The following is a 24248-nucleotide window of genomic DNA, read 5'->3' as shown; positions in this document are numbered from 1 at the left end:
CCTCAGCGACCTGGGTCGGGTACAGTAACGCTAAAGATTCTTTGGAAAAGTGACCATGAAACAATTACATGTTGAGCAGCTGGCGCAGATAAGGAAGGCAGAGGTTGAGTTTGGCGATCTCACCTTGCTCGTTGGCCCCCAGGCCAGTGGTAAAAGTGTGTTTCTCCAACTGTTCAAGTTGGTGAAGGATCATGGTCCGATCACTAAAACGCTAAAGCGGTATGGCTACAGTTATGAGCCCGGTGCCTCTGAGGGCACCAGCGACCCACTGCTCACCCTTATGTTTGGAGAGGGCATGGGGTCGATTTGGCGCAAGGAGTCGCGAGTGAAGCCGGATGGAAAACTGGTTAATCTTACCGGGCTGCGCAAGGGTAACGGCAAAGATCAGGAGTCCGTGTTCTTTGTGCCCGCCCAGCGAGTGTTAACGCTGGACCAGGGCCGCCCTCGCAGCTATGAGAGCTTTGCGGCGCTGGATCCGTTTGTGGTGAAAAGTTTCAGTGAGAATTTGCGCAGGCTCATGGAGAAGGGGCTGGGCGGCCAGGACAACCAGCTGTTCCCGATCAAAAGCCGCCTGAAAGAAGTTCTGCGTGATCGCATTGATGACAGTATTTTCCACGGCGCAACCGTTACCCAGGAAGTGCACGACCTGAAAAAGCGCATTGTCATCAACGCGGGTGGTGCCACTTTGCCCTACATGGCATGGTCTGCCGGCCAGCGTGAATTTATGCCTCTTCTGTTCAGCCTCTATTGGCTGATGCCTTCGGCGGGCTCGCCTCGCCGCAAGGGCGTGGATTGGGTGGTGATTGAAGAGCCGGAGATGGGCCTTCACCCGCAGGCAATCCAATCCGTGTTGTTGATTTGCCTGGAGTTGATGCACCGGGGCTACAAGGTGGTGATTTCCACTCATTCCCCGCTGCTGCTTGAGGCAGCCTGGGCTATCCGAACGTTGCAGGACAACAAAGGCACGCCCGAAGCCTTATTTGAACTGTTCGACCTGCCAAATTCGCCCGGCATGCGAGATGTGTTCGGCGCGGTGCTGTCTGACAAAGTGGTCAAGAGCTTTTACTTTGAGCCGGGTGAGAAGGGCGTCTCCACCCGGGATATTTCCTCTCTGGATCCGTTTTCTGAGGATGACTCCATTGCCGATTGGGGCGGCATAACCCAGTTCAGTAGTCGTGCTTCTGATGTGATCAGCCGGTTGATGCAGGAGGCTGATGAATGACCGTGGAAAAGGAATTTCCGAAGACGATAAAAAAGGATCTTGGAGAGGGAGCATATAAAAAAGGGTTACAGGCGCTGAAGGCTGCGGACCGAGCACTCGTAAAGCCCGGCAATTCGCGCCTTTGCCACGGCAGTGCCGATATCGACTCCAGCCTGGCGGCCCAGCAACCCCAGGCATCACGCTGGGATTATGTGATAGCTCACGATCAGACCCTTAACTTCGTTGAAGTGCACCCCGCCCATACCTCGGAAGTGAGCCAGGTAATCAAGAAAAAAGAGTGGCTGATGGCCTGGTTGAAGAATGCCGAAACGGGCAAGCTGGATGCGCCTCGGCGTTTTCATTGGGTGGCCAGTGGCAAAGTTGCCATTACTCGCAATAGCAAGCAGGCCCGCGCCGCAGCTCAAAAGGGCCTCATGCCTGTTCGTCAGCTCGCTTTGTAAGCCTATAACAATCGATTTCAGGAAGTACGGTTATGTTACCCGCCACCTTGGCATTGGAAGTCAAAAAGCAGGTTCTCCACTATCTGGGTGCCACCTTTCACATTCGCCATTCTGAGACAGAAAGGGCGCTTGAGGCTTTTTTTACGCACCCGGATGAAGGCCTTTTCAAGGGGCCTTGGTTACAGCTGAAGCGGCCATTTCGGCTGGAGAAAACGGATACTTCCAGCCTGTTTGACTTGCATGTGCCCTGGGTGCCGTTCAAGCATCAGGCCCAGAGCTGGCAGCGCCTGACCACTCGTGGTGGCAAGGCGCCTGCACCGACCATTGTGACCACCGGAACCGGGTCCGGTAAGACGGAGTGCTTTCTGTATCCGCTGTTGGACCACTGCCTGCGGATGAAACAGGCAGGTAAAGATCAGGGCATCAAAGCGATTGTTCTCTACCCAATGAACGCGCTGGCGGCCGACCAGGCCAACCGTTTTGCTGAGGAGATTCTTACCTCTGACCAGCTGAGTTATGACCACAACGGCGAACGTAAGGCCCGTATTCGTGTAGGCATGTACACCGGGCGTATGACCCAGACTTCCAGCAAGGACGACGGGGCAGAGAAAGACACCTTTCAGGAAATGACGATTATTCCGGACCCGGCTGGCGGTGGAAAAATTGCCTACCGCTCGATAACTAACCGTGCGGCCATGCAGGAAAATCCCCCCGATATTCTGCTGACCAACTACAAGATGCTGGATTACCTGTTGCTGCGCCCGAAAGACACCAGCATCTGGCGGTTCAATCAGGATGATCCTGAACTTCTGCAATATCTGGTGTTAGACGAGCTGCACACCTATGACGGTGCCCAAGGGGCCGATGTTGCCTGTTTGATTCGCCGTTTGAAGGAACGATTCCAGATTCCCCAGGGCAAACTCTGCATGGTAGGCACCAGCGCGACAGTGGCAGGTGGCGATGATGAGCAGGATATGGGGCCGATCTACAAACTCTGCGAGTTTGCCAGCACCCTGTTTGAGGAAGACATGACTCATGAGGCGGTGATCAAGGAGGACCGTTATCGCATTGAGGAAGTGGTACGCACGCCTGTACGGGATGTGGAAACCTATCCTTCAGCAGAAGATTGCGCGCCCGCCCACCGAGAGGATGCCCATAGCTACGCTCGCAGAGTGGCTGAACTGTTTGGCGGGCCGGCTTATCCGGTAGCGATAGATGACCCCAAGTGGCCTGAGTGGTCAACACAACACGAGCAGCTGGAATCTTTCCTACCCAAACTGAAGCCGGAGGATTTGTGGGGCGTTGCGGTTGGGGAGTGGATTCGTAAACACCCTTTGTTTCATTTGTTGCTGAAGGTTACCGAAGCGGGTGCCGTGTCCTGGTTCGACCTGCTCCGCGAGATCAGTAAATCGGACATGACTTTCACGTTCCGTGCCGTGGGTGATACGCAGGCGCGGGGTGAAGTGTTGATGGCTTTTCTCGCCTTGGTAGCCCAAGCCCGTGAATTGCGTAGTGGTAAACCTTTCCCATTGGTTCCGACCCAGGTGCAGTTGTGGCTGAGAGAGCTGCGTCGTATTGGCTCGCTGGTTAGCCAGCACCCAATGTTTACCTGGCTGGACAATAAGCTTCAGGAAGGGAAGAGGCAGCTACCCATCGTACACTGCACTGAGTGTGGCGAGGTGGCCTGGGTGGGGCTGTGGGACCCGGATATGGATTCGGTCATCGGCCAGCATGGTATCAATGGCATGCAACTGCGGGACGATGTTCGGGAAATCTATGAAGCCTGGGGCTTTGAACGCGCACCATCCCCATCGCTGGTAATTCTGAGCCCGTGGCGAGACGGAGATGACCCTATATCAGCGTCCGGACAGCAGCAGTTGGATGCGGTGAAGTGGCATTTGGCCGCCAGTTCGCTGGTGGTTCGGGAAGGTCCGGGGCCGTGCCCCATTACGGACGAGAAAACCTTTCCGGTGAAAATGGTTCATGAATCGTACAGTCTGGAGAACGGTGCTCGCCGTGGTACTCGCCGGTGCCCGCATTGCCATGAAAATGAAAGCCTGATGTTCATCGGTAGCCGTGCGGCGACCATCTCCAGCGTGGCAATCGACGAGGTGTTCGGATCGGTTCTTAACAACGATCCCAAGCTGCTGGCATTTACGGACAGTGTTCAGGATGCCAGCCATCGTGCCGGCTTTTTCTCGGCCCGTACCTACCACTTTACTCTGCGTACCGCCTTGCAACATGTGATTGATGAGGCGGGCGACGAGGGTGTTCCCCTGCCAGAGGTTGGCCAGCGTTTGATCGACTACTGGGGTGCCGATAGACCGGGCAGACCCGGAACCGCCAAGCAGGCTTTGGAAACCCTGATTCCCACGGACTTGCGGGAATATGACGATTACGTGGATTTCCGCAATCGACTTGATGCCAGAGAGATACCGCACAAATTGCTGGGAGACATCACCCGGCGGCTGACCTGGGAAGCGACCAGCGAGTTCAGCCTGATGCTGACCCATGGCCGAACCATGGAGTTACATGCCAGTGCGACTCTGGGGTGGGTGCCAGAACTGGTGGAAGAAACGGTTTCACAGCTGAAAGCACGGCTGCCGGCCATCAGCCCCAAGCTGGAGGCGGTGTCTTCTGAAGACATTACGCTTTGGGTGTTGGGTATTCTGCACCGGCAGCGTGAGCGGGGTGGCTTGTATCACCCGTACCTTGGCAGTTATGCGGCCCAGCGGTTCTGGGGTAAATATCCGTTCGGTAAAACCATTGCTGGCCGGGAAACCTACCCCCCTCAAGGCAAATACAAGCCCCGGCTGATGTGCACACAGCCGAACAAAGATCATGATCATATCCTGGCACCGGCTAAGCCTAACCAAATGTTGCCCTGGCATCTGAAATGGGCGAGGAAGGTTATGGAGTTGCCGGGTATAGATGACGCCACTTTGGTGGATCTTGTTGATGCCTTCCTGAAGACCGGAGAGCGCACCGGTTTGCTTCGCGAAGTACATGCGGATGGCGAACAGCATTTTTATGCCATTAATGATCAGGCGGCTCGCCTTTACCCCAACGGAGAGAAGCTGATTGCGCCCAATCGGGGCTATAAGCTGTTTCGGCCGGAATGGGAGGCGCGCTTATGGACTGGCGCGGCGAGCCTGGCTTATCTCGACGACGAGGGTTACTACGAGCCCGGTGAGCTGACGGAAAGGGAAGGTTACTACCGTACTCGTTACCGGAAGGGAGCGTTACGCCGGGTGTTCGCCCACGAGCATACCGGACTTCTTGCAACGGCAGAGCGGGAGGCGTTGGAGTATTCTTTTAACAAGGGTAGCCACGCGGATGACCCCAACGTTCTGACGGCTACATCTACCCTGGAGATGGGTATCGACATTGGTGATTTGTCGACCACGATGTTGTGTTCCATCCCTCCGACTACTGCGAGCTATCTGCAGCGAATCGGTCGGGCCGGGCGTAAAACCGGTACAGCGCTGGTGCTTAGTGTCATTAACCAGAGGCCTCACGATCTTTTCTTTTATTCCAGGCCGGACGCGCTGATTTCAGGAGATATCGAGCCGCCTGGCTGCTGGCTGGATGCTAGCGCCGTTTTGGTTCGCCAGTACCTGGCATTTTGTTTTGATCAGGGGGTTCGGGAAGGCGTCCTGACTGATCTGCCGGCTACTGGTAAACAGCTGATTGATGAGGTCATCGAAACCAAGTCGGGGCATATTCCAAGTTTGTTGGCCTGGGTTCTCGAAAACGAGCAGACCCTGCAAACCCGATTCCTTGAGCGCTTTAAATCTAATGCCAAGGGCGATACTCAGCAGCGGTTCCTCGCCGAATCCCGGACGGAGCGCTTGCGGGAGCGTATTGAGAAAGCTGCCGCCGAATTCCGTCAGCAGCGGCTGTTGCTTGAGAATGCCAAGCGGCGTTTACGAGCGCAAAAGGAAAAGCTGGACGGGGCCGTTGATAATGCAGATTTGCTGGAGATTGAGCGAGAGGAACGAATTCTTAATGCTCGTCAGCTGAAAATGAACCAGGTAAGTGCGCTGGAAGTGCTTACGGAACATGGGTTGTTGCCCAACTACGCATTTCCGGAACGTGGCGTCCGATTTTCCGGAGCCGTGTTCCATCGCAAGCCGAAGGGTACTGCTGGTGACCACGAGTTACGCGTTCGTGAGCCGTTTGAGCTGGTACGCGGCGGCTCCGCTGCGATTCGTGAGCTGGCCCCCTGGAACCATTTCTATACCCATAGCCATCGGTTTGACATTCAGCAGATTGAAATCGGCTCCAAAAGCGAACCCTTGATAACCGAGTGGGGTGTTTGTGGCCAATGTGGCCACATGCGGATGACGGACGATATCAATCGGCCAGAGGCTGTTCCCGCGTGTCCACAATGTGGTTTCGACGGCATTGAAGGGCAAACAGTCAAAGGCCAGCAGGCTAATTTCCTGGAATTCTCGCGTTCCCAGGCGATTTCTTACATGGAGTTTTATGACAGCCTTTCCGGCGACAAAGGCGATGAGCGCGAGAACGAGGTGTATCAGCTGGTCAATTCCTTCGACCAAACGGTTGAGCAGGCTAGCGGGGCTGTTGCCAATGACAAACTGCCCTTTGGTATTGAGTACCGCGCTGCGATGGTGCTGCGCGAGGTCAATGCGGGCTTCAAGGACCAGCACCGTGACCTGGCTTTTGGCAATGATGTAAAAGTGTCCAGCGAAGGTTTCGTCGTCTGTGCGGACTGCGGTGTCGCCGTGAAACCGGGAGAAACCAGAGATAAGGTTAACCACCGCAGAAGCTGCTCCGGCCATCGAGAGACTCAAAAGCGTAAGCGCGAAGGGCGCATGGAGGACGCTTACAGATGGGAAAAAGTTTTTTTGTACAGAGAGTTGCGTTCTGAGGCCATCCGGTTGTTGCTTCCGGATGTGGAGCCTGAAGACCTGTCGACCCTTGAAGCTGCAATTTATCTTGGGATGCGTTTGCGCTTTCAGGGCGACCCTGGGCACCTTCTGGTGAAACAGCAGATAGTTCCGAACCTGAACGAAGGAACTACCCAGAACTATCTGGTTTTGATGGATGCCGTGCCGGGTGGTACTGGCTTTCTTAAAGAGCTGTTCCAGACTCGCGATGCCGCAGACCGTTCTGGTGAAGGGGTTATGGAGGTGCTGCGGCTAGCGTTGGCTGAACTGGAGACGTGTCGCTGCCGTGAGCTTCATCAGACCGAGGACGATACGGATGGTTGTTACCGGTGCCTGCGGACCTACCACATGCAGTTCCGTGCCGATGAGATATCCCGTGAGGGAGGCATTCGCCTGCTGAAGAAACTCATTGCTGCCGGTATTGAACGCGAAACAAAGGCAGAGCTGGACGAAGTTAAGCCGAAAGCCCAGTTTGAGAGTGTTCTGGAAAAACGGTTTGTTACCAAGCTACAGGATTGGGTGCAGGAGAATGGCAAGCCAGACGACTGGCGTGAGGAACTGATCGGTGGTGCAACCGGATTCCGCTTTACATTGGGCGACGGCCGCCTTTGGTCCCTTCAATTGCAGCCGAAGTTGGGCGGTCCGCAAGGTGTGGCGGTGCATTGTCAGCCAGACTTCCTGCTGACGGCTGATGATGAAGTCTGCCGACCCGTGGCGATTTTCCTTGATGGTTTCGAGCCTCACGTTAAACCGACTGAGCCGACTTCGGGCTTAGCTGATGATCTGCGTAAACGACGATCTGTATTGGAGAGCCAGGGGTATTGGGTCTGGTCCATCAGCTGGGACGATCTGAACGAGGAGGATGGCGAGCGGTTCCGTTATCTTGATAGGCAAGTCACGGATGTCATTTTGCCCAAACGCATTGACGATATTGGAGGTAAGGCGGCTCTTCGCTCTATAAGCGGGCATGCATTCAGCCAATTCAAAGCGTTTCTGCGGGTGCCAAATGATGATACCTGGCGAAAGGTTGGTCAGGAGACATTGGGCTTCACGCTGATGCTGATGGCGGGTCAAGGCATTGGGCAAGATGCCCGGGAAACATCTGAAAAGTTGCAGATGTGGAGGCAGGGATATCCCGTGCCGGCACCCGGAAAAGTTGGTAATCCGGAGTGGACGTGGATCGCTCAGAATTTGAGTATCAGCAACGATTTGTTTGCTTACGGGCTTTCGGAGCAGTTGATCCAGTCGGATTACACCAATCTCTATTGTGAGCTGCGGCTGGGGGATTCTGAATCAGAGCGCTCAGGAGCCGAAACCTTCAAACTGCGTTGGCGACGCTTCCACGCATTGATGAACTTATTCCAGTTCATGGGCAATGTGATTTTCTATACCACGTCTGAGGTGGAGGATGGAGTAATTCCAGAGCCTACGTTGACGCCTCAGGTAAGTTTGGATGAGCAATGGCAGGAGCTGCTGGACGATGCCATTGTGCCTGTTAAAAAATTGATACCACATCTCGCCGCAGCGAGTGTTGAGCTGCCGGAAAGTGAATACTACAGCGATGATCTGCCTGATATTTATTTTGCAGAACTGGCATGGCCAGAGGCGGCCGTACCGATTGCCATTCTGGCAGGGACTCAGGAAGAGTTCGTTGGTCAGTGGCAGGGAGCCGGCTGGCAGGCGATAACTCTGAAAGATATCGAAGAGCGCGGGGAGCAGTGGTGTATTGACCAGCTGCCGAAACAAAAAGGAGGAGAATGAACATGGCCAAGATGATGCTGCACCGGGATGTGCTGAAAAATTTCGGCAAGCTTCCAGCGAAAGTTCAGAAAAAAGTATACGAACTCACTTATAAATTCGAGAGTGATAGCACGCAAGCAAGCATTCACCTTGAGCCCATTGAGGCTGCAAAGGACAAGAAAGTACGAAGCGCCAGAGTAGGGTTAGATTACCGGGCCATTGTGATCGCGCCGGAAAAGGGTGATACCTATTTGCTCATGCACATCGACCACCATGATGAAGCCTATCAGTGGTGCATGAAAAAGCAGTTCGAAGCACACATGGCATTGGGTACCTTTCAAGTATTCGATGTGGAGCTGGCGGAGCAATCTGTTCACGACGCAGAGACCGTTGAATATGAAGCTGACACAGAGGCCTACGTTCTTCAGAAACTCTCCGATAAGGAACTTTTTCAGGCGGGGGTTCCGGAAGCGTTGATTCCGGCAGTTCGTGCGGTGCGTAACGATGACGATTTTGAGCGTCTCTCGGATTACTTGCCCCCTGAGGCTGGGCAGATTCTATTCGGCATTGCCGCCGGAATGACCTTGGACGATGCTCTCAATGAGATGCTCGGCGGCCTGGACGAAATCGAGAAGCCAACTACTCCAGGTGACTTTAGCCATCTGGCTGATATGACTAATATGGATCTGGTGTTGGTCCAGGGCGAGGAGCACCTTCAAGAGATCCTCAGTGAAGACATCGAGGAATGGCGCATATTTCTGCACCCGTATCAGCGCAAATTGGTGGAGTGGAATACCAAAGGGCCCATGAAGATTTTTGGTGCCGCTGGGACAGGCAAGACAGTTGCTTTGATGCATCGGGCAGCGTGGTTGGCAAATCAATGTGTTGATGATGAGAAGGTTCTGATTACCACTTACACCACGAACCTGTCGGTCACCATCAAGGGGCTGATGGAAAAGCTGGCTCCAAGCGTGGTTGAAAAGGTTGAGGTAACAAACCTTCACCAACTGGCTCGGACCATTTGTTTCCGTGCCCAGGGTCAAGCAAAGATTGCAGAACCAGATGAGTTGAAATCTGTGTGGAAGCAGGTGATGACATCTCCGGTCGCTTCGGGCCTGGAGTTTACTCCTGATTTTGTACGAGAAGAGTTCGAACAAGTAATTGACCCGATGGGGATCACCTCTGAAGACGATTACCTCACGATGGTTCGTTCTGGTCGGCCGGTTCTCAAGCGGAAACAGCGCCGCCAGATCTGGAAGCTGTTTGTTGAGGCCAGACGGCAACTGGAGTACCGCCGACTTGTGACGTTTGACGGTTTGATCCATCAGGCGAGATTGGTAGCCGAGAAAGGCGAATTTCCGGGTTATCGCTATGTGCTCGTAGATGAGACCCAGGACTTTGGGCTTGAGGCACTTCGTCTCATCGCCGCTATCAGCCCGTTAAAGGAAGGCTTGAACAACCCCTTATGTGTTGTGGGCGATGGTCACCAGAGAATTTACAACACGGTTCCAGTGCCCATGAGCAGAGCCGGGATTGATGTTCGTGGCCGTTCACGGAGATTAAAGATCAATTACCGTACCAGCGAGGAGATCAGGAACTGGGCACACGGTGTTTTACAGGGCATGTCGATCGATGACCTGGATGGTGACGATGTGGCCACCCAAGGTGATCGCTCCGTTTTCCATGGTCCGAAACCCCAGCTGGTCAAATGCTCAAGCGACGATGAAATGGTCGACGCTGTAGTGACATGGGTTAGGGGCTTGACTGAGTCCGGTGATATCGCGACCCATGAAATCTGCCTGACCCCACCGAACTCCAAGGTGATTAATGCTCTGGAGAGTAATGGCTTAGGCACCGTTGAATTGAAAGCCCGTCAGGCTGATCCTGGCCAGGAAGAGGGTGGTATCCGTTTCGGTACCAAGAAACGGATCAAGGGACTGGAATTTAAGGCTGTGGCCATTCTCGACTTTGGTGATACTGATAGTCTTTTGGAGCGGTTCGAGAATTATGTTGCTGCCACCCGGGCTCGGCAGCAGTTGTTAGTAAGCACTATCAAATCTGCGTCAGAAACGGCTCAGGAGAAAAGAAAAGGAGTTTAAGACCCAAGCGGTCAGTGCAAAGGTTTTGCGGGCTGAGGGCAATTGGTGCGCGTTGGCGCATGCTGTTCACAGTGGTGAAGTGCTTGACGTCTGAAAACCGCTGAGGGTGGAGCAGAGTGCGGGCCATTAGGGCGACGACGGGGCAGTGCCTGGGGCGCTGCGCACCCACCCGTATCTACCCCTCGCCGACAAGAGATGAGGGTAGGGCAGGCCGGTGGTAAACCTGGCAACCGCCACTGACCCGTATCAACAGCTCCGTAGGCGACGCAGTCGAATACAGATGGATGTCACCATGAAGGTGGCTGAAAGCAACCCAAAAAGTAGCGTGCCCAGCTTAGCGCTTGCACTGCCAGCGAAAAGCAGGTCGGCCATCAGGAAAGTGGCGATGGAAAATACCAAGGTCAGTATCAGGCAGATCACTTCACAGTGAGCTCCAGACTCAGTTAGGGCTTTCTGATCCATCACCAGCGTACCCGTATCTTCACACCAGCGCAGGGGAGTCAGCTTAGAGAGGACTGCTTCTGCAAGGGAATAGTGTCTCATTTGGACTTCTCCGGTGACCACGTCTCGGTAACCTTTTCCGCATCAAGCTCAGGCTCCTTTCGACTCAGATCCCTGAGGTGTCGACAGGGATCACGATTAAATTCCGGCTCCGTTATTCCTGAGGCAGTAAACCCTAAGGTTCTATAGGCCTTGCTCAGCAAGGCCTGGAGATTAAGGTCGGAGGATTTCGGATTACTCATAGTCACCTGAGAGATGGGTCTCACAACTGACTAGAGGGTAACTCAATTTCAGGGAGTTCCAAGCGCAACAAGATTAGACGTTTCGGTTTGCACGGATGATCTTTTCAAATCCCTGGATTGAGTTCGCGACCGTCTTCAGGTGTTCACAGCAGCGCCGGATCTTCTCAAACTCATCTTCCGCAGCTGAGATGGCCGCAAGCTCCCAGTTCTTGGCTTTAGTGAATTCCCCCTTCGACAACCGATACTGGTTTGGCCCAGGGCTTTTGATCAAAATGCGCGTCAAACCTCGGCCTTTTAGGCCGAGGCAGGATAGCGCGAGGCGCGCAGCGCCTCTTAGTTGACATGCTACATTTACCACGTTAACTTTTAACCATGACGACCGTACACCGTGCCTACCGTTATCGGTTCTATCCCACGCCCGAGCAAGCTGACCAGCTTGCCCGGACGTTTGGCTGTGTGCGCTATGTCTACAACCACTTCCTGCGCCAGCGCACCGATGCCTGGTTCGAGCGTCAAGAGCGCATGGGCTACAACGCCACCGCCAAAGCGCTCACCACCCTCAAGAAACAGCCGGACACGGCGTTTCTGGCCGAGGTGTCCAATGTCTGCTTGCAACAGTCGCTCCGGCATCTCGACCGCGCCTTCTCAAACTTCTTCAAAGGTCAGGCGCGGTATCCCACCTTCAAAAAGAAGCAGCGCAAGCAGTCGGCCACCTACATGGCCAATGGTTTTCGCTGGCGCGACGGCAAGCTGTGGCTGGCTAAGCACAAAGACCCACTCGATATCCGTTGGAGTCGGTATTTTTCCGGCACACCGAGCAGTATCACGGTGAGCTGCGATACCGCTGGCCGTTACCATGTCAGTTTTTTGGTGGAAGAAGCGGCCACACCGCTGCCCGTGACACCGAAGATGGTCGGTATCGACCTGGGGCTGACGCATCGCGTCATCACCAGTGACGGCGACAAAATCCCCAACCCGCGTTTTCTACGTCGTACCGAGCGCAAGCTGGCGCGGGCACAGCGCCAGCTATCACGCAAACAGAAAGGCTCGAATAACCGCGCCAAGGCGCGGCATCGGGTCGCCAAGGTGCATGCCAAGCTGGCCGATCAGCGTCGTGACGCCACCCATAAACTCTCCACGCAGCTTATTTACGAGAACCAAGTCATTGCTGCCGAGAGTTTGCAGGTCAAGAACCTGCTGAAAAACCGCTCACTGGCCAAGGCCATTAGCGACGTGGGCTGGCACCAGCTTACCCAACAACTGGCGTACAAAGCCGAACGGTACGGGCGCGATTTCGTTCAGATCGACAAGGGGTATCCCAGCTCGAAGCGCTGTTTTCACTGTGGCCATATCACTGAGAAGATGCCGCTCAACGTCCGTACCTGGGATTGCCCACGCTGTGGCACCCAAGGCATCGACCGCGATGTGAACGCTGCCCGCAACATTCTGCAATCGGGCAAAGCCATTCTGGCTGGTGCTGACAAGCTCCGGCAGCATGAAAAGACGACTACCGTGGGGCTCACGGGAGGTTAAGCCTGTGGAGCTTGTGTAAGACCCGAGGTGTTACCACCAAGGGCAACGGGCTACGAAGCAGGAACCTGGAAGGCGACAACCAGGGAATCCCCTTCCTTTCCGCCGCAGGCGGCAGCTTCCTAAGAAGCTGAGGAAGGGGAGGAGGTCAACGTTAGGATGGTGCAGCACCTCATCTAGGCGCGCGATAGGCACCAGGCTCACCGCCTGGCTTTCCCAGCCCATGGCGGCCGGGCTACCGCCGATCCGCCGGGCCAGGAAATACCGGCATACGCTGCTCGAACGCGGCACGTCGATCAGCCAGCGGGTTAGCGCGATGACCAGCCCGGCTTCCTCGAAGGTCTCTTTGATGGCGGTTTGTTCCAGGCTCAGCCCCGGCTCCTGCTTGCCCTTGGGAAAGGTCGCCCGGTAGCCACCAAAAGCGTTGCTGGGGTGGATCACCCACACCCGGCCGTCGGGTTCGAGTACCACGGCGCCAGCCGCTGCGCGCTTACCTGGCGATAGGGTCAGCGGTGGGGCTTCCAGGCCGCGCGACAGGGAACCGCCGCCATGGTGAGGCGCTTGCGCTTGCGTGGCGTTAGCGGCCTCCCAGGGCGCGGCCTCACCTGAATGGAAAGGCACTAGCGCCAACCCGTTCAAGCGCTCGGGCATTGGCCCATCTGGCACCACCCGAGCGATCGCCTCGGAGTCATCCCAGCAGGCCAGAGGCGTCGGGGTTGAGGGCTTCGTCAAGATAACCGACTGGCCGGCATCGTCACGGTGAGGATGAAAGACAGGCATGGTGTGGTCTCGGTAATGTTAAGCCACCAGACTAGCTTGAGGTGGCTTTCTTCGCCATTAAATCAGTAGGTTAGCGTTTTTAAGTTTTATGGGTAAACCGCGCTGTGGTTCCGCTATGGTAAAGTGCCTGGATTGCATGAGGAGTGGCCCATGAGCGAATTACTCGACCCTACTAACGACTACGTTTTCAAGCGGGCTGTTTGCCGAAGCGCCGGATCTGCTGGTCGATCTGATCAACGATCTGCGCCCGGATTTGCCTGATATTACATCCGTTGAAATCATCAATCCCAACATTGAGCCAACTGAACTCACCGGCAAGTACATCATCCTCGACGTACTCGCCCGTGATGGCAAAGGGAACTGCTATAATGTGGAGGTGCAGGTACGCCGGTATGGCGCGTGGCATAAGCGGGGGTTGTTCTACCTGACCCGCACGCTGGGAAGCCAGTTGAGCGCCGGGGAAGACTACGAGGAGCTGCGTGCCTCGGTGGGCCTCCACCTGCTGGACTTCGACCTGTTTACAGAAACAGCCGCCGAGCGCGAGCAAGCGATCTGGCGGTTCGAGATGCGTGATGAACGCCAGCCGAATATTTCGCTGGGGAACGTTTTGCAGATGAACCTGATCGAATTGAACAAGGCGGATCGCCTGGGCTTGCCAGAGGGCCCGTTGCGCGCCTGGATCACCTTCTTCAAGCACTGGCAGGAGGAACTCACGATGGCGAATGTTGCCCACGAACCGGTTAAACGTGCGATGAGCCGCATCCGCGAGCTCAGTGCCGACGAGGAAACTCGCCGCTTGGCTTTTGTGCGTGAACGGGCTCTGCGGGATGAGGTATCGTTGCTGAACGATGCAAAGCGAGAAGGTGAAATGACAGGAGAGCGTCGCGTTTTGCAGCGTCTGCTGAGAAAACGCTTTGGTGAGTTACCCGCGTGGGTAGGTGAAAAGTTGGAGCGGGCTGATACTGGGCAGCTAGAAACCTGGACGGATGAAATACTGACTGTCGATAGCCTTGATGAACTTTTCAAACACTAAGTCTTCACAAAAAACGACGAGCCGCATTCGCAGCGCCGATGAAGAAACCCGGCGCTTGGCCTTTGTGCGTGAGCGGGCGCTTAGGGATGAAGTTTCATTGCTGAATGATGCTCGGCGTGAAGGTCGAGAAGAAGTGGCACGCGGCATGATTCTCAAAACAGAAATGGACGATTCGTCTATTGCTGATATTGCTCAGCTCTCTGTGGATGAAGTAGCCCACCTTCGTGCTGAAACTCAACGCTGGGATTCGTGATTATGCACGAACCGGTTAAACGTGCGATGAGCCGCATTCGCGAACTCAGCGCCGATGAAGAGACGCGCCGCTTGGCCTTCGTGCGAGAGCGGGCACTGCGGGATGAGGTATCGCTTCTGAATGATGCTAGAAGGGAAGGTCGTGAAGAAGGCCGCCTGGCGGAAGCGCGTGAGGTCTTGCGAACCCAACTCACCTTCAAATTCGGTGATATGCCCGACTGGGTAGAGGCACGGCTCGCCCAGGCTGACCATGATCAGTTGAAAGGCTGGATGCGCGATGTGCTGTTCGTCGATAGCCTGGAAGCGATGTTCAAGCACTGACTCCCCGGCGGATCACGGCTCGATCCGCCATGCTCCACCCTTGGCGATCAGCTCACCCTCCAGCAAGCGCTCTGCCGCCAGGAGCGCGAGCGTCACCACCTCTTGTCGCGTCTTACCATGAGCCTCGCCCAGCCGTCGAAGCCTTGCTTGGCTGCTCGTATCCAAACTCACGGTCACTTCCTTGAATCCCTGCGCCTGGCGGCGCTGGCGATAGCGTTGCTGGTGGCGGGCGGCCATGGTGATCCCCTCACGACGTGATGAATAAGGGCTTTAGTGTGTCGTCACGACGTGATAGCGGAGCGCTCATAAACGAGCGGTGGGGAGGCTCATTTATGAGCGAGCTAAGGCGGGGTATCGCTTATTTGTGAGCGATGGTGATAAAGCACAAAACGGCGGCAACGCCAGACGACAAAAAGCCGCCCCAAGGAGCGGCCCGTGTGTCGGTCAGTAGGCTAAATACGCCAGCCCTCAGCCCGTCAGGGGCTGGGTGGCGGTAATGGGCACGGCGATGGGCGTCTGATGCAGGGTCATCGCCGCCGGCGTCATCTGCTGGCTGAGCAGGGCGCCCACCTCGTTGCTGGCGTGCAGCAGCGTGGCATTAGATAAGTGAGCATAGCGCTGCGTGGTCTTGACCTGAGTGTGGCCCAGCAGCTTTTGTGATCCTGCCCAGTAACAGTGGACACCTTAAGAACGTCATACGTTACGATGAGGTGAACCATGGCAAGATCGACAACATCAATGAAGAAAAAATCCTATACCCGTTACTCAGATGGCTACCGGCAAGAAGCATTAGCGCTTGCTGATCGTATTGGCGTTGCAGCAGCGGCGCGTGAACTGGGAATACACGCGAGTCAGCTCTATCAGTGGCGATCTAAAGCACAGCTGCAGCAAGACACATCCGAGCGAGAGCGGTCGTTGGCAGAAGAAAACGCCCGCTTGAAGCGCCAACTAGCCGAGGCAAATGAAGAGCTGGCCATCACAAAAAAGGCCGCGGTGTACTTTGCGAAAAGCCTGAAGTGAAGTACGCCTTTATCCACCGTCATCGTCAGGCGTTCAGTATTCAGCGTATGTGCCATGTTGTCGGGGTCGCTCGGAGTGGCTACTACGCTTGGCGGCAACGCGAAGGCGCATCGTCCCCAAAACGCAGCCAGCAAGCCATTATCGATCAGCATGTGGCCAAGGCTTATCACCAACGCAAGGGCCGCTCAGGCGCCCCGAGACTAACGCTAGACCTGCGAGATGATGGGATGCCGATCAACCGTAAGACGGTGGCTGCCAGCTTACAGCGTCAGGGCCTGCGCGCTAAAGCAGCCCGTAAGTTCAAGGCCACCACGAACTCACGGCATTCGTTGCCAGTCGCACCGAATCTACTAGAGCAAAACTTCACGGCCTCAGCTTCTAATCAAAAGTGGGTGGGTGACATTACCTACTTGGCGACGGGCGAAGGCTGGCTTTACCGGGCAGTGCTCATTGATCTTTACTCTCGTAAAGTGGTCGGTTGGGCAATGAGTGAGCGTATGACGGCCGTCTTGTCTGTGACGCGCTACAGATGGCGCTATGGAAACGCAAAATGCCCAAAGGCGTGATAGTCCATTCGGATCCGAGGTAGTCAGTACTGTTCCACGCGTTACCAGTCGCTGCTTACCCGGCATAAGCTTACGTGCAGCATGAGCGCCAAAGGCAACTGCTATGATAATGCCTGTGCAGAAAGCTTCTTCCACAGTCTCAAGGTTGAAGCGATCCATGGGGAGCAATTTACAACACGAAACGATATGAGGCGCCAGGTGTTTCAGTATGCTTATGTAGCTGATGATTTGTGGGTAATTGCAAGTTCATAAACTCCATCTACTCAAGCTAATTTCGTCTATTAACACTAGTGATCTCTCGTTGGCTTTGGAGATCATCATGACCTGTGAACTCAATTCCACCCGCGTCTTTTGGCTTGGGCATCTCGGCCGCTAGGTCACATGTTGTTGTGGTTATAGTGACGACAAAAGTGAGCGATCAACAGGTAGCGATTTGTTAAAAAATGAATTCAAGCAGCAAAACCATGACGGAGTCGCTCAAGAAGCGTAACAACGGCGTTGTAACCTGGTGTGGTAGCTGTAGCCTGCAAGGCATTTTGCCCACCGAGTGCTTTTCGCGGTTTGAGAAGCCAAATATATGATTTATGTGGGTTGCCGAATATTGTTTCTGCAAATAGTGTTGCCAAGATAGCTCGGTAAAGCTTGTCACCCTCGCATAGGGTAAGAGTTTTTCCCTGGCTCAATCTACGCTTGAGAGCAGCTTTACTGATGATACCGAGCTCTACAGCGTTTACGCCGTAGGCAGCGACTCTGTCGATAGCCGACAGATGAATACCCTGACGAATGAGTGCATCTAAGCTTGCGCTTTCACTCGCACCGAGAAGCGCAGCTGCTTGTGCCTTAATGTCACGTTCGAAGCCGACCTGGATCGCTGGTTCCATGTGCATTTCCTTGTGGATGTATAGTCATGCCCCCATGATCGGGGATTAGGGAGGCTAGCAAGATTTAGCATGAGTTAAAGGAGTTCAAGGCTTGTCAGACTCAAGTTCTAAGTTGAGCTGATTGCTTTCTACAGGTCCATCTTTTTGAAATTCGTCATAGACCTTCGTGTTGAAAAGGTGAGCAGACTGTACATCTAAGAATCCGAAAACTAGTTCAAAGTTGGCTTCATCCAAGTTCATTAAAATAGATGACTTCTGATCTTGCGACTTCCGAGAGCACTTCCGCCATTTCCGCCTGTTTTCCGCCATGCCCAGCGCCAGCTGCTACATGCGTCCCGCCACTTCCGCCAAATCCCCGCCTTGTTGCGCTATATGCTGAACTCATGGCACGACGGTTGATGTAAAAGAGGAGATTCGATCGCGCCCCTTATGGTTTCTTCTGGCTGGGCAGGATCAAACATATCGTAAGTCTGAGAAGCTGCAAGCAGCCGCTAAGGACTGATTCGCGTGGGCAGCCGGTCGTCACCAGTCCTTCTGTGCTGAGCTCCTATGTGCATAGGGGGCTCGTACTCAGTGGGCAAGGACAGGCAGAAGACATGAGGGAAAGGAAGAAAAGATGGGGGCACGTATGGGGGCATATTTATTATTCAAATTGAATATTATTATTTATTTTCAGCATCTTGAATTATATTTTTCGAGTGATACTGGGCCCACCATTTCTAAGTCTCTCCCCCTAGATTGCCTTCTTCTTAAGCCGCTGACCAACGTCAGTAAACGGCTCCTTTGCCATATTCACAGTTTCTCAAAACCTCGTCTGTCTCTATTGGTTCTTCCACCGATGTCCGCTTCGAACACCCCGTTCCTCCCCAAACCCCTTACCCCACCAGAGTTATTGTGGTTGTGAATAAAAATCCGTATCATTCGTCTTACTATAACGAACTCCTCATACCCGTTGAGACTCACTCATGCTCCGTAAAACCATGCCGTTTTCCGTCGCGCCGTTGCCTGCCGCTATTCGCCGTTCACTGGTGGTGTCGCTCGGTGGAATGCTGAGCGTTGCGCCGTTGGCCGCGCTTGCCCAAGAAGAAACCATTAACACTGGTACCACCGTGGTCACTGCTACTGCGTTGAAGGTTGACACCCCCGAGGTAGAAACGCCCCGCGCGATCTCTACCGTGAGCGCGGAAGAGCTGGAAACCCGTGGTGTTAATAAGTACGACGAAACGTTCCAGTATCGTTCTGGCGTTGTTTCCCAGCCTTACGGCGATGACAACAACACGGATTGGTTCTTTTTACGTGGCTTCAGCGCGGAAAGCGCGACCTACCAAGACGGCCTGCGTTTATTCCGCACCGGCGGCTACTTTTGGTGGATGAACGAAACGTTTGGCCTGGAGCGGGTAGATTTACTGAAAGGCCCGGCCTCTATTTTGTACGGTGAAGCGCCTCCCGGCGGTGTGATTAACGCTATCAGCAAGCGCCCGACCAGCGAACCTCAGGGCACGCTGGAAATTGAGGCGGGCAACCAGCAGCATCGCCAGGTGGGCATTGATGTCTCTGGCCCGGTGGCCGAGCGCGACGATATGCGTTACCGCATGGTCGGGCTTTATCGCGATGGGGAAGGAGAACTTAACGGTAGCGAGAAAGAGCGCTACTACTTCGCGCCTAGCCTGGCGGTTGATTTTTCCGATGATACTACTGTGACGTTTCTCGCAAGCGTACAAAGAGAAGAGGGCGTGCCGACGGCAGGCTTTTTCCCAGCCTATGGAACTCTTTATGATACGCCGTTTGGGAAGATCGACCGCAATACCAATTTTGGTGAGCCGGGTTATGACAAGATCGATCAGCAACAAGCTTCACTGGGTTATGAACTCGAACACCGTATCAACGATACTTGGGAGATCCAGCAGAACTTACGTTACAGCTATCTAGATCTATATCTTCGCAGTGTTTATGCGTTTCCCTCGAATGACTCCCGCTCCTTAGGTAGAGGTATTGTCTTACAAGATGGAGAGTACGATGCCTACACTGTCGATAATCGCTTGGTGGCCCGCCAATACGGTGAGAACTTTGAAAACACCTTCTTAATGGGTGTCGACTACCAAAAATTGGATCTAGAGTATGCTAATGGTGACAGCTTCAGTTTTGGGGGCATTGACGCATTCGAGCCTAGTTATGGCAACTACACGCCCGTCAGCAGTACCTCATTAACCGACCACAATGTCGATAAGAGACAAATTGGGATTTATGTTCAGGACCAATTCCGCCTGAATGACCGATGGATATTCCTGACTGGCGCGCGGCATGATTCTGTAGAGAGTAGTGATGAAACCGCGACTACGCAGCAAAGCGTAGACGATGAACAGCTTTCTCTTTCGGCGGGGGTAATGTATCTCGGAGACAACGGGCTTTCACCTTATGTCAGCTATAGTGAGTCGTTTACACCGCTGGCGAGTTCCGATGCCAGTGGCGACGCTTACGAGCCATTGGAAGGTGAGCAACTCGAAGTCGGTGTAAAATATACTCCTGTCGGATTTGATGGGTATTTGACAGTAGCCGCCTTCGATTTGAAGGAGAGTAACTCTCTGATTACCACGGATTCTGGTCCACAGCGACAGATTGGTGAACGTACATCGTCCGGACTTGAAGTTGAAGGGGTGGGGTATCTGACTGATAATCTCCAACTGACCGCCTCTTATACATATACCGATACCCGCATTGATGTCAGCGAGAGTCAGCAGGATGAGCGTGTACCGCTGGTGCCTTTCCATATGGCCTCAGCGTGGCTGGATTACGATATGAGCAGCAGCTTGCCTGGGCTTTCCGTTGGGGCGGGCGTGCGTTATATCGGTGAAACGTCTCCGAGCCCTGGTAGCGGTATTAACCGCGATGTGCCTTCCACCACGCTTTACGATGCCATGGCCAGCTACGATATTAACGACAACTGGACCGCGCAGGTGAACGTGAACAACATCACCGATGAAGAGTACGTGAGCGGCTGCGATTACTACTGCTACTACGGTGCTTCTCGCAGCGTGATCGGCAGCGTGAAGTACCGCTGGTAAGTGATCAGTAAGCGTCAACCAACAACGCCCGGCTTAAAGCCGGGCGTTGTCGTTTTGGTAACGTTGTTTTAAAGGCTGTTGAGCAGAGCTGATCGATACTGCCGTTAGGGCGTGGCCATGGCGTTGGCGTACAGGGTGCAATCTTGGGCATAACATTGGCAGGCGGCAGCAATTAAACCGCTACGGTTTAGGATGATAATTTCACCACGGTGATAGCGAATCAATCCGCGTTGTTGCAGGGCTATGGTGGCCAGGGTAATGCCCGCCCGCCGTACGCCTAGCATCATGGCGAGAAATTCATGGGTGAGCTGTAAATAGTCGCTTTGGGCGCGGTCGTGCGTCATCAGTAGCCAGCGGGCGAGCCGCTCTTCAATGCGGTGAAAATGGATGCAGGCCGCTGAGTTGGCTAATTGGTTCATCAGAATATAGAGGTAGCGCATTAGCCGTTGATGTAACACGGGGCTGTGCAGCAACAGCGTTTGAAAATGCGCCGCATTGATGCGCAGGGCATCGCCTGCGCCTTGCACTACCGACAGCATTGGCGCTGCATTAAAGCCAAGCATCAATGAAATGCCGAGCATACCCTCACTGCCAGCCATGGAGACTTCGAGGCGGCTGTCGGCGTTAAGAATCACAATATTGGAGACGAAACTATCGATGGGAAAATAGGCGTAGGTCACTGTGTCGGTAGGCTGGTAGAGCACCTCGCCAAAGGCCAGCGGTACCACTTCACAGCAGGCTACCAGAGCGGCCTGTTCTGCACTGGGCAGATCGGCCAGCAGTCGATTGGTATTTATCGCCTGGGAAATAGAGATCATGTGCCTCTCCGGTTAAATGAACCTGGCAAACGGCACAATGATGGTGGGTCTCATTTTGATGTCGGCTGCAGATGAGCATCCGGTTATGGATAACCCATCGGCATATTACCATTCGGTCAATCATCCGTCGGCACGGTAGCGTACACAACTCGCCCTATCTAGGAAAATATCGAGCGTTGGCTTAGCACGCGATCATGACATCCGGGTGTTTGAGCAGTCGGTCGTACTCGTTTTTGACCATGGCATAACATTCACACACCCGCGCTTCTAACCCTAGCCTATCCAAGACAGTGATATGACCACGGTTGTAGGAGATCAAGCCTGCTCTTTGCAGTTTTCCTGCAGATTCTGTCACTCCTTCGCGGCGGACGCCCAGCATATTGGCAATTAGCTCTTGCGTCATAATCAGCTTATTGCCGGGCAGCCGGTCTAGGCTGAGCAGCAGCCAGCGGCACAGTTGCTGGTCAACGCTATGGTGGCGGTTACACACTGCCGTTTGAGCCATCTGTGTGAGTAACGCTTGGGTGTAGCGCAACAACAAGCGCTGCATGGTGCCCGCCCGGTCAAACTCACGCTTTAGCAGGTGGCTCTTTAGGCGATAAGCTTGCCCAGCGCTTTGCACAATGGCTCTGCTTAGCGTGGTTTCTCCCCCCATAAACAGAGAAACACCCACCAAGCCTTCGTGGCCTACCACGGCAATTTCTGTCGAGTCGCCATTCTCCATGACACAAAGTAACGACACGATGGCGTCTAAAGGGAAGTAGACGTGGCTCATATGTCGCCCTGATTCGCAGAGAGACTGGCCAAGGGTCAGCGATACTTTTTCAAGATGTGGCAACAGGTGTTCGAGTTCTTTTTCAGGCAGTAGGCCAAGCAAGGCATTTTGCTGAAAATGACGCGTTTGAAGCATTGAATATCTCCCTTATTCCTAGCTTTCGCGCAGCGTCTGGTGCAGTTGGACGATATTCGTTACTTTTAGGTGTTTTTATGTGCCACTTCGACCAGACGTACCCCGTTTCAGTATAGGTTGAACGGGGAAAAACTCTGTGCGCTATCGCACATAGAGCAGGGGGAACGTCGCACCAAGGGGCAGGAGTCCACGAGACATCACCAGCGTTGTGCCTAATTTTATAGCCACGCCCCTGTCCAGCGCAGTTGGCCTACCTGTCGTTCAAACAGCATCAAATATAGGCCGCCACTTCCACCACACCAAATACCGCCACTCCCGCCGCCACCGGCCAGCCCAGTGAGCGCAGGCGAAGCCACACCAGCAGGGTGACGCTCAGGCCAATCGCGGTGGCCAACCAAGAGATAGCGCTGGGGTTGACGGGCACCATCGAGACGCCCAACACGGCGGCAATCATCATGGGGCCCAAAATCACCAGCCATTGGGGCATGGCGTTCATTCCCGTTGCGCTGCCAAGACGGCGCTGCATCCATAAAAAGGGCACCACCCGCATAAGCAGCGTGCCGAGTGCGCAGATAATGACGGCGATCCACATAGCGCTGCTCATGGGCGGCTCCTCCGTGGTTGGAACGTGGCCGTGTAGAAGCACAGCGCGCCGCAGGCGGCTGCGAGAGGAATGGCCACGTTGCTCCATCCGGCCAAGTTCAGCCCCAGCGCGGCAAGAATGGTACACAGCATGGCGGCGGCCCAGCGCTTGTCGGTAAAGCGCGGTGCCACCATGGTGAGAAACAGCGCGGGGAGGGCGAAGGGCATAATCTCCCCCAGCAGCGGCCAGCGGGCGGTGACCGCTTCGCCCCCGGTCGCGCCCACTGCCGTTCCGATAATCCACACCCCCCACGCCAGCAGCGAGGCACCCACAAACCAGCTAAACCGCTTCACTTCCGGTAGCTGGGGTAGGCGGGTGAGTGCCAAGGCAAAGACTTGATCGGTCAGGCCGTGCATCAGCCAAGGCCAGTGGCGGCTGCGGGGCAGCAGCGCGGCCAAATTGGGGCCATACACCACATGGCGCACGTTGATAAGCAGCGTCATGGCTACTACCAGCCACAGCGGTGCGCCTGCAGCAATCATACCCACAAACAGAAACTGCGACGCCCCCGCGTAGATCAGCGCTGAAATGGCGGCCGCTTCCCAAGTGGTAAAACCGGCCTGGGTCGCTACCAAACCAAACGAGAGCGCGACCGGAATGTAGCCCCCCAACAGCGGAATGGCTTCTCGCACGCCTTGAAGCGCCGAGCGCAGCGGTGAGTGGCTGGCGTGAACCGTGTGATCGGCTGGCTGGCTCATAGTGGGGTGCCTTCTTGCCCGTAGGTGACGGTAAGTAGCAGGGTGGCTTCATCGGTGTGAGTGCGGTACAGGTGTGGTTGGTCGGCCTTAAAGGTCACGCTTTCGCCAGGCGCGAGCGGGGTAGTGGCACCCTCTGGGCCGGCTTCCAGCCATCCACTGATCAGTGTCAGCGTTTCTCGTGTGCCCGGCGTATGGGCTTCGGCATGGCGTAGCGTATTGGGCGCGCAGCGCATCCAGTAGGCATCCACCTGTGGCACGCCCTTGCCCTGGTCAATCAGCTGAACCTGCACGCCATCCTCACCGAGCGGTACGCTAATCGGCGCCACGAGCGTGCCAAACGGGACGTTGAGCTGTACCGCCAGCCGCCAAATCGTGTCGAGCGTTGGGTTACCGTTGCCCTGTTCTAACCGGCAGAGGTTGGATTTCGCAATGCCCGCCGCACTGGCGAGCTGCGAAAGTGAGAAGCCCTGCGCTTTGCGAAGCGTTTGAAGATGTTGACCTAACGTAACAAGAGAGTGCTCGTCCATGGTGATTGCTCGTTGTTCCTTTTATAGAACGTTCTATATAAGGAACAGCG

General features: G+C 54.8%; 19 protein-coding genes and 1 pseudogene. 10 read left to right on the top strand and 10 right to left on the bottom strand.

The window, feature by feature from the left end; all coding sequences use genetic code 11:
- Positions 1 to 55: 55 nt before the first annotated feature.
- The 4 genes from LG300_RS11795 to LG300_RS11780 are packed head-to-tail and all read left to right on the top strand — an operon-like array spanning position 56 to position 10414.
- Positions 56 to 1222, top strand: a complete 1167-nt coding sequence (locus LG300_RS11795) for an AAA family ATPase (protein WP_404375507.1) — start codon at positions 56 to 58, stop codon at positions 1220 to 1222.
- Positions 1219 to 1662, top strand: coding sequence for a hypothetical protein (locus LG300_RS11790; RefSeq protein ID WP_404375506.1), 444 nt, complete (start codon positions 1219 to 1221; stop codon positions 1660 to 1662). The genes LG300_RS11795 and LG300_RS11790 overlap by 4 nt, the downstream gene beginning before the upstream one ends.
- Positions 1663 to 1694: 32 nt before the next feature.
- Entirely contained in the window at positions 1695 to 8336 is a 6642-nt protein-coding gene (locus tag LG300_RS11785; RefSeq protein WP_404375505.1) for a DEAD/DEAH box helicase, read from the top strand.
- Positions 8337 to 8338: 2 nt separating this feature from the next.
- Positions 8339 to 10414, top strand: coding sequence for a UvrD-helicase domain-containing protein (locus LG300_RS11780; protein WP_404375504.1), 2076 nt, complete (start codon positions 8339 to 8341; stop codon positions 10412 to 10414).
- Between the two features lie 246 nt (positions 10415 to 10660).
- Here LG300_RS11780 and LG300_RS11775 read toward each other — a convergent pair whose 3' ends face one another.
- Entirely contained in the window at positions 10661 to 10957 is a 297-nt protein-coding gene (locus LG300_RS11775) for a hypothetical protein (RefSeq protein ID WP_404375503.1), read from the bottom strand.
- A 273-nt stretch (positions 10958 to 11230) separates the two neighbouring features.
- Positions 11231 to 11515 (bottom strand): conjugative transfer protein MobI(A/C), encoded by a 285-nt coding sequence (gene mobI, locus LG300_RS11770; RefSeq protein ID WP_404375502.1) that lies wholly within the window; start codon positions 11513 to 11515, stop codon positions 11231 to 11233.
- Positions 11516 to 11529: 14 nt separating this feature from the next.
- On the opposite strand from mobI, the gene LG300_RS11765 reads away from it, so the two are divergent.
- Positions 11530 to 12690 (top strand): RNA-guided endonuclease InsQ/TnpB family protein, encoded by a 1161-nt coding sequence (locus tag LG300_RS11765; protein ID WP_404375501.1) that lies wholly within the window; start codon positions 11530 to 11532, stop codon positions 12688 to 12690.
- Between the two features lie 30 nt (positions 12691 to 12720).
- Here LG300_RS11765 and LG300_RS11760 read toward each other — a convergent pair whose 3' ends face one another.
- The gene (locus tag LG300_RS11760; protein WP_404375500.1) at positions 12721 to 13467 is read right to left on the bottom strand and encodes an NUDIX hydrolase; all 747 of its coding nucleotides are present in this window, start codon (positions 13465 to 13467) and stop codon (positions 12721 to 12723) included.
- Positions 13468 to 13720: 253 nt separating this feature from the next.
- Between LG300_RS11760 and LG300_RS11755 the strand changes: the two genes are divergently transcribed.
- From LG300_RS11755 to LG300_RS11745, 3 genes are read left to right on the top strand one after another with little or no spacing between them, the layout of a single operon-like run.
- Positions 13721 to 14500 carry an Rpn family recombination-promoting nuclease/putative transposase gene (locus tag LG300_RS11755; protein WP_404375499.1) on the top strand — a complete coding sequence of 260 codons (780 nt, stop codon included), beginning with the start codon at positions 13721 to 13723 and terminating at the stop codon, positions 14498 to 14500.
- Positions 14481 to 14753 carry a hypothetical protein gene (locus LG300_RS11750; protein ID WP_404375498.1) on the top strand — a complete coding sequence of 91 codons (273 nt, stop codon included), beginning with the start codon at positions 14481 to 14483 and terminating at the stop codon, positions 14751 to 14753. Before LG300_RS11755 ends, LG300_RS11750 begins: the two co-directional genes overlap by 20 nt.
- A gap of 2 nt (positions 14754 to 14755) precedes the next feature.
- Complete coding sequence (locus tag LG300_RS11745) at positions 14756 to 15073, top strand: hypothetical protein (RefSeq protein WP_404375497.1); 318 nt, start codon at positions 14756 to 14758, stop codon at positions 15071 to 15073.
- Between the two features lie 12 nt (positions 15074 to 15085).
- Here the strand turns inward: LG300_RS11745 and LG300_RS11740 are convergent, their stop codons facing one another.
- Positions 15086 to 15310, bottom strand: a complete 225-nt coding sequence (locus LG300_RS11740; protein WP_404375496.1) for a hypothetical protein — start codon at positions 15308 to 15310, stop codon at positions 15086 to 15088.
- A gap of 480 nt (positions 15311 to 15790) precedes the next feature.
- Between LG300_RS11740 and LG300_RS11735 the strand changes: the two are divergent.
- Positions 15791 to 16911, top strand: a pseudogene (locus tag LG300_RS11735) (IS3 family transposase).
- A 197-nt stretch (positions 16912 to 17108) separates the two neighbouring features.
- On the opposite strand, the gene LG300_RS11730 reads toward LG300_RS11735, so the two are convergent.
- A complete protein-coding gene (locus tag LG300_RS11730; RefSeq protein ID WP_404375495.1) occupies positions 17109 to 17540 on the bottom strand; it encodes an antitoxin Xre/MbcA/ParS toxin-binding domain-containing protein in 432 nt (143 codons plus the stop codon).
- 965 nt (positions 17541 to 18505) lie between these two features.
- Between LG300_RS11730 and LG300_RS11725 the strand changes: the two genes are divergently transcribed.
- Complete coding sequence (locus tag LG300_RS11725; protein WP_404375494.1) at positions 18506 to 20602, top strand: TonB-dependent siderophore receptor; 2097 nt, start codon at positions 18506 to 18508, stop codon at positions 20600 to 20602.
- Positions 20603 to 20706: 104 nt separating this feature from the next.
- Here the strand turns inward: LG300_RS11725 and LG300_RS11720 are convergent, their stop codons facing one another.
- The 5 genes from LG300_RS11720 to LG300_RS11700 form a co-directional block, all read right to left on the bottom strand.
- Complete coding sequence (locus LG300_RS11720; RefSeq protein WP_404375493.1) at positions 20707 to 21420, bottom strand: Crp/Fnr family transcriptional regulator; 714 nt, start codon at positions 21418 to 21420, stop codon at positions 20707 to 20709.
- A gap of 181 nt (positions 21421 to 21601) precedes the next feature.
- The gene (locus LG300_RS11715) at positions 21602 to 22330 is read right to left on the bottom strand and encodes a Crp/Fnr family transcriptional regulator (protein ID WP_404375492.1); all 729 of its coding nucleotides are present in this window, start codon (positions 22328 to 22330) and stop codon (positions 21602 to 21604) included.
- A gap of 271 nt (positions 22331 to 22601) precedes the next feature.
- Positions 22602 to 22934 (bottom strand): AzlD domain-containing protein, encoded by a 333-nt coding sequence (locus tag LG300_RS11710; RefSeq protein WP_404375491.1) that lies wholly within the window; start codon positions 22932 to 22934, stop codon positions 22602 to 22604.
- Positions 22931 to 23671: an AzlC family ABC transporter permease gene (locus LG300_RS11705; RefSeq protein ID WP_404375490.1), complete on the bottom strand. Its 741-nt coding sequence runs from the start codon at positions 23669 to 23671 to the stop codon at positions 22931 to 22933. The genes LG300_RS11710 and LG300_RS11705 overlap by 4 nt, the downstream gene beginning before the upstream one ends.
- On the bottom strand, positions 23668 to 24198 hold the full coding sequence (locus LG300_RS11700; RefSeq protein ID WP_404375489.1) for a helix-turn-helix domain-containing protein: 531 nt from the start codon (positions 24196 to 24198) through the stop codon (positions 23668 to 23670). The genes LG300_RS11705 and LG300_RS11700 overlap by 4 nt, the downstream gene beginning before the upstream one ends.
- Positions 24199 to 24248 lie beyond the last annotated feature (50 nt).

Origin of the sequence: Vreelandella aquamarina, from assembly GCF_044805175.1 — a bacterium.
Lineage (GTDB): Bacteria > Pseudomonadota > Gammaproteobacteria > Pseudomonadales > Halomonadaceae > Vreelandella > Vreelandella aquamarina_B.
This window is presented reverse-complemented; position numbering and strand designations above follow the sequence as displayed.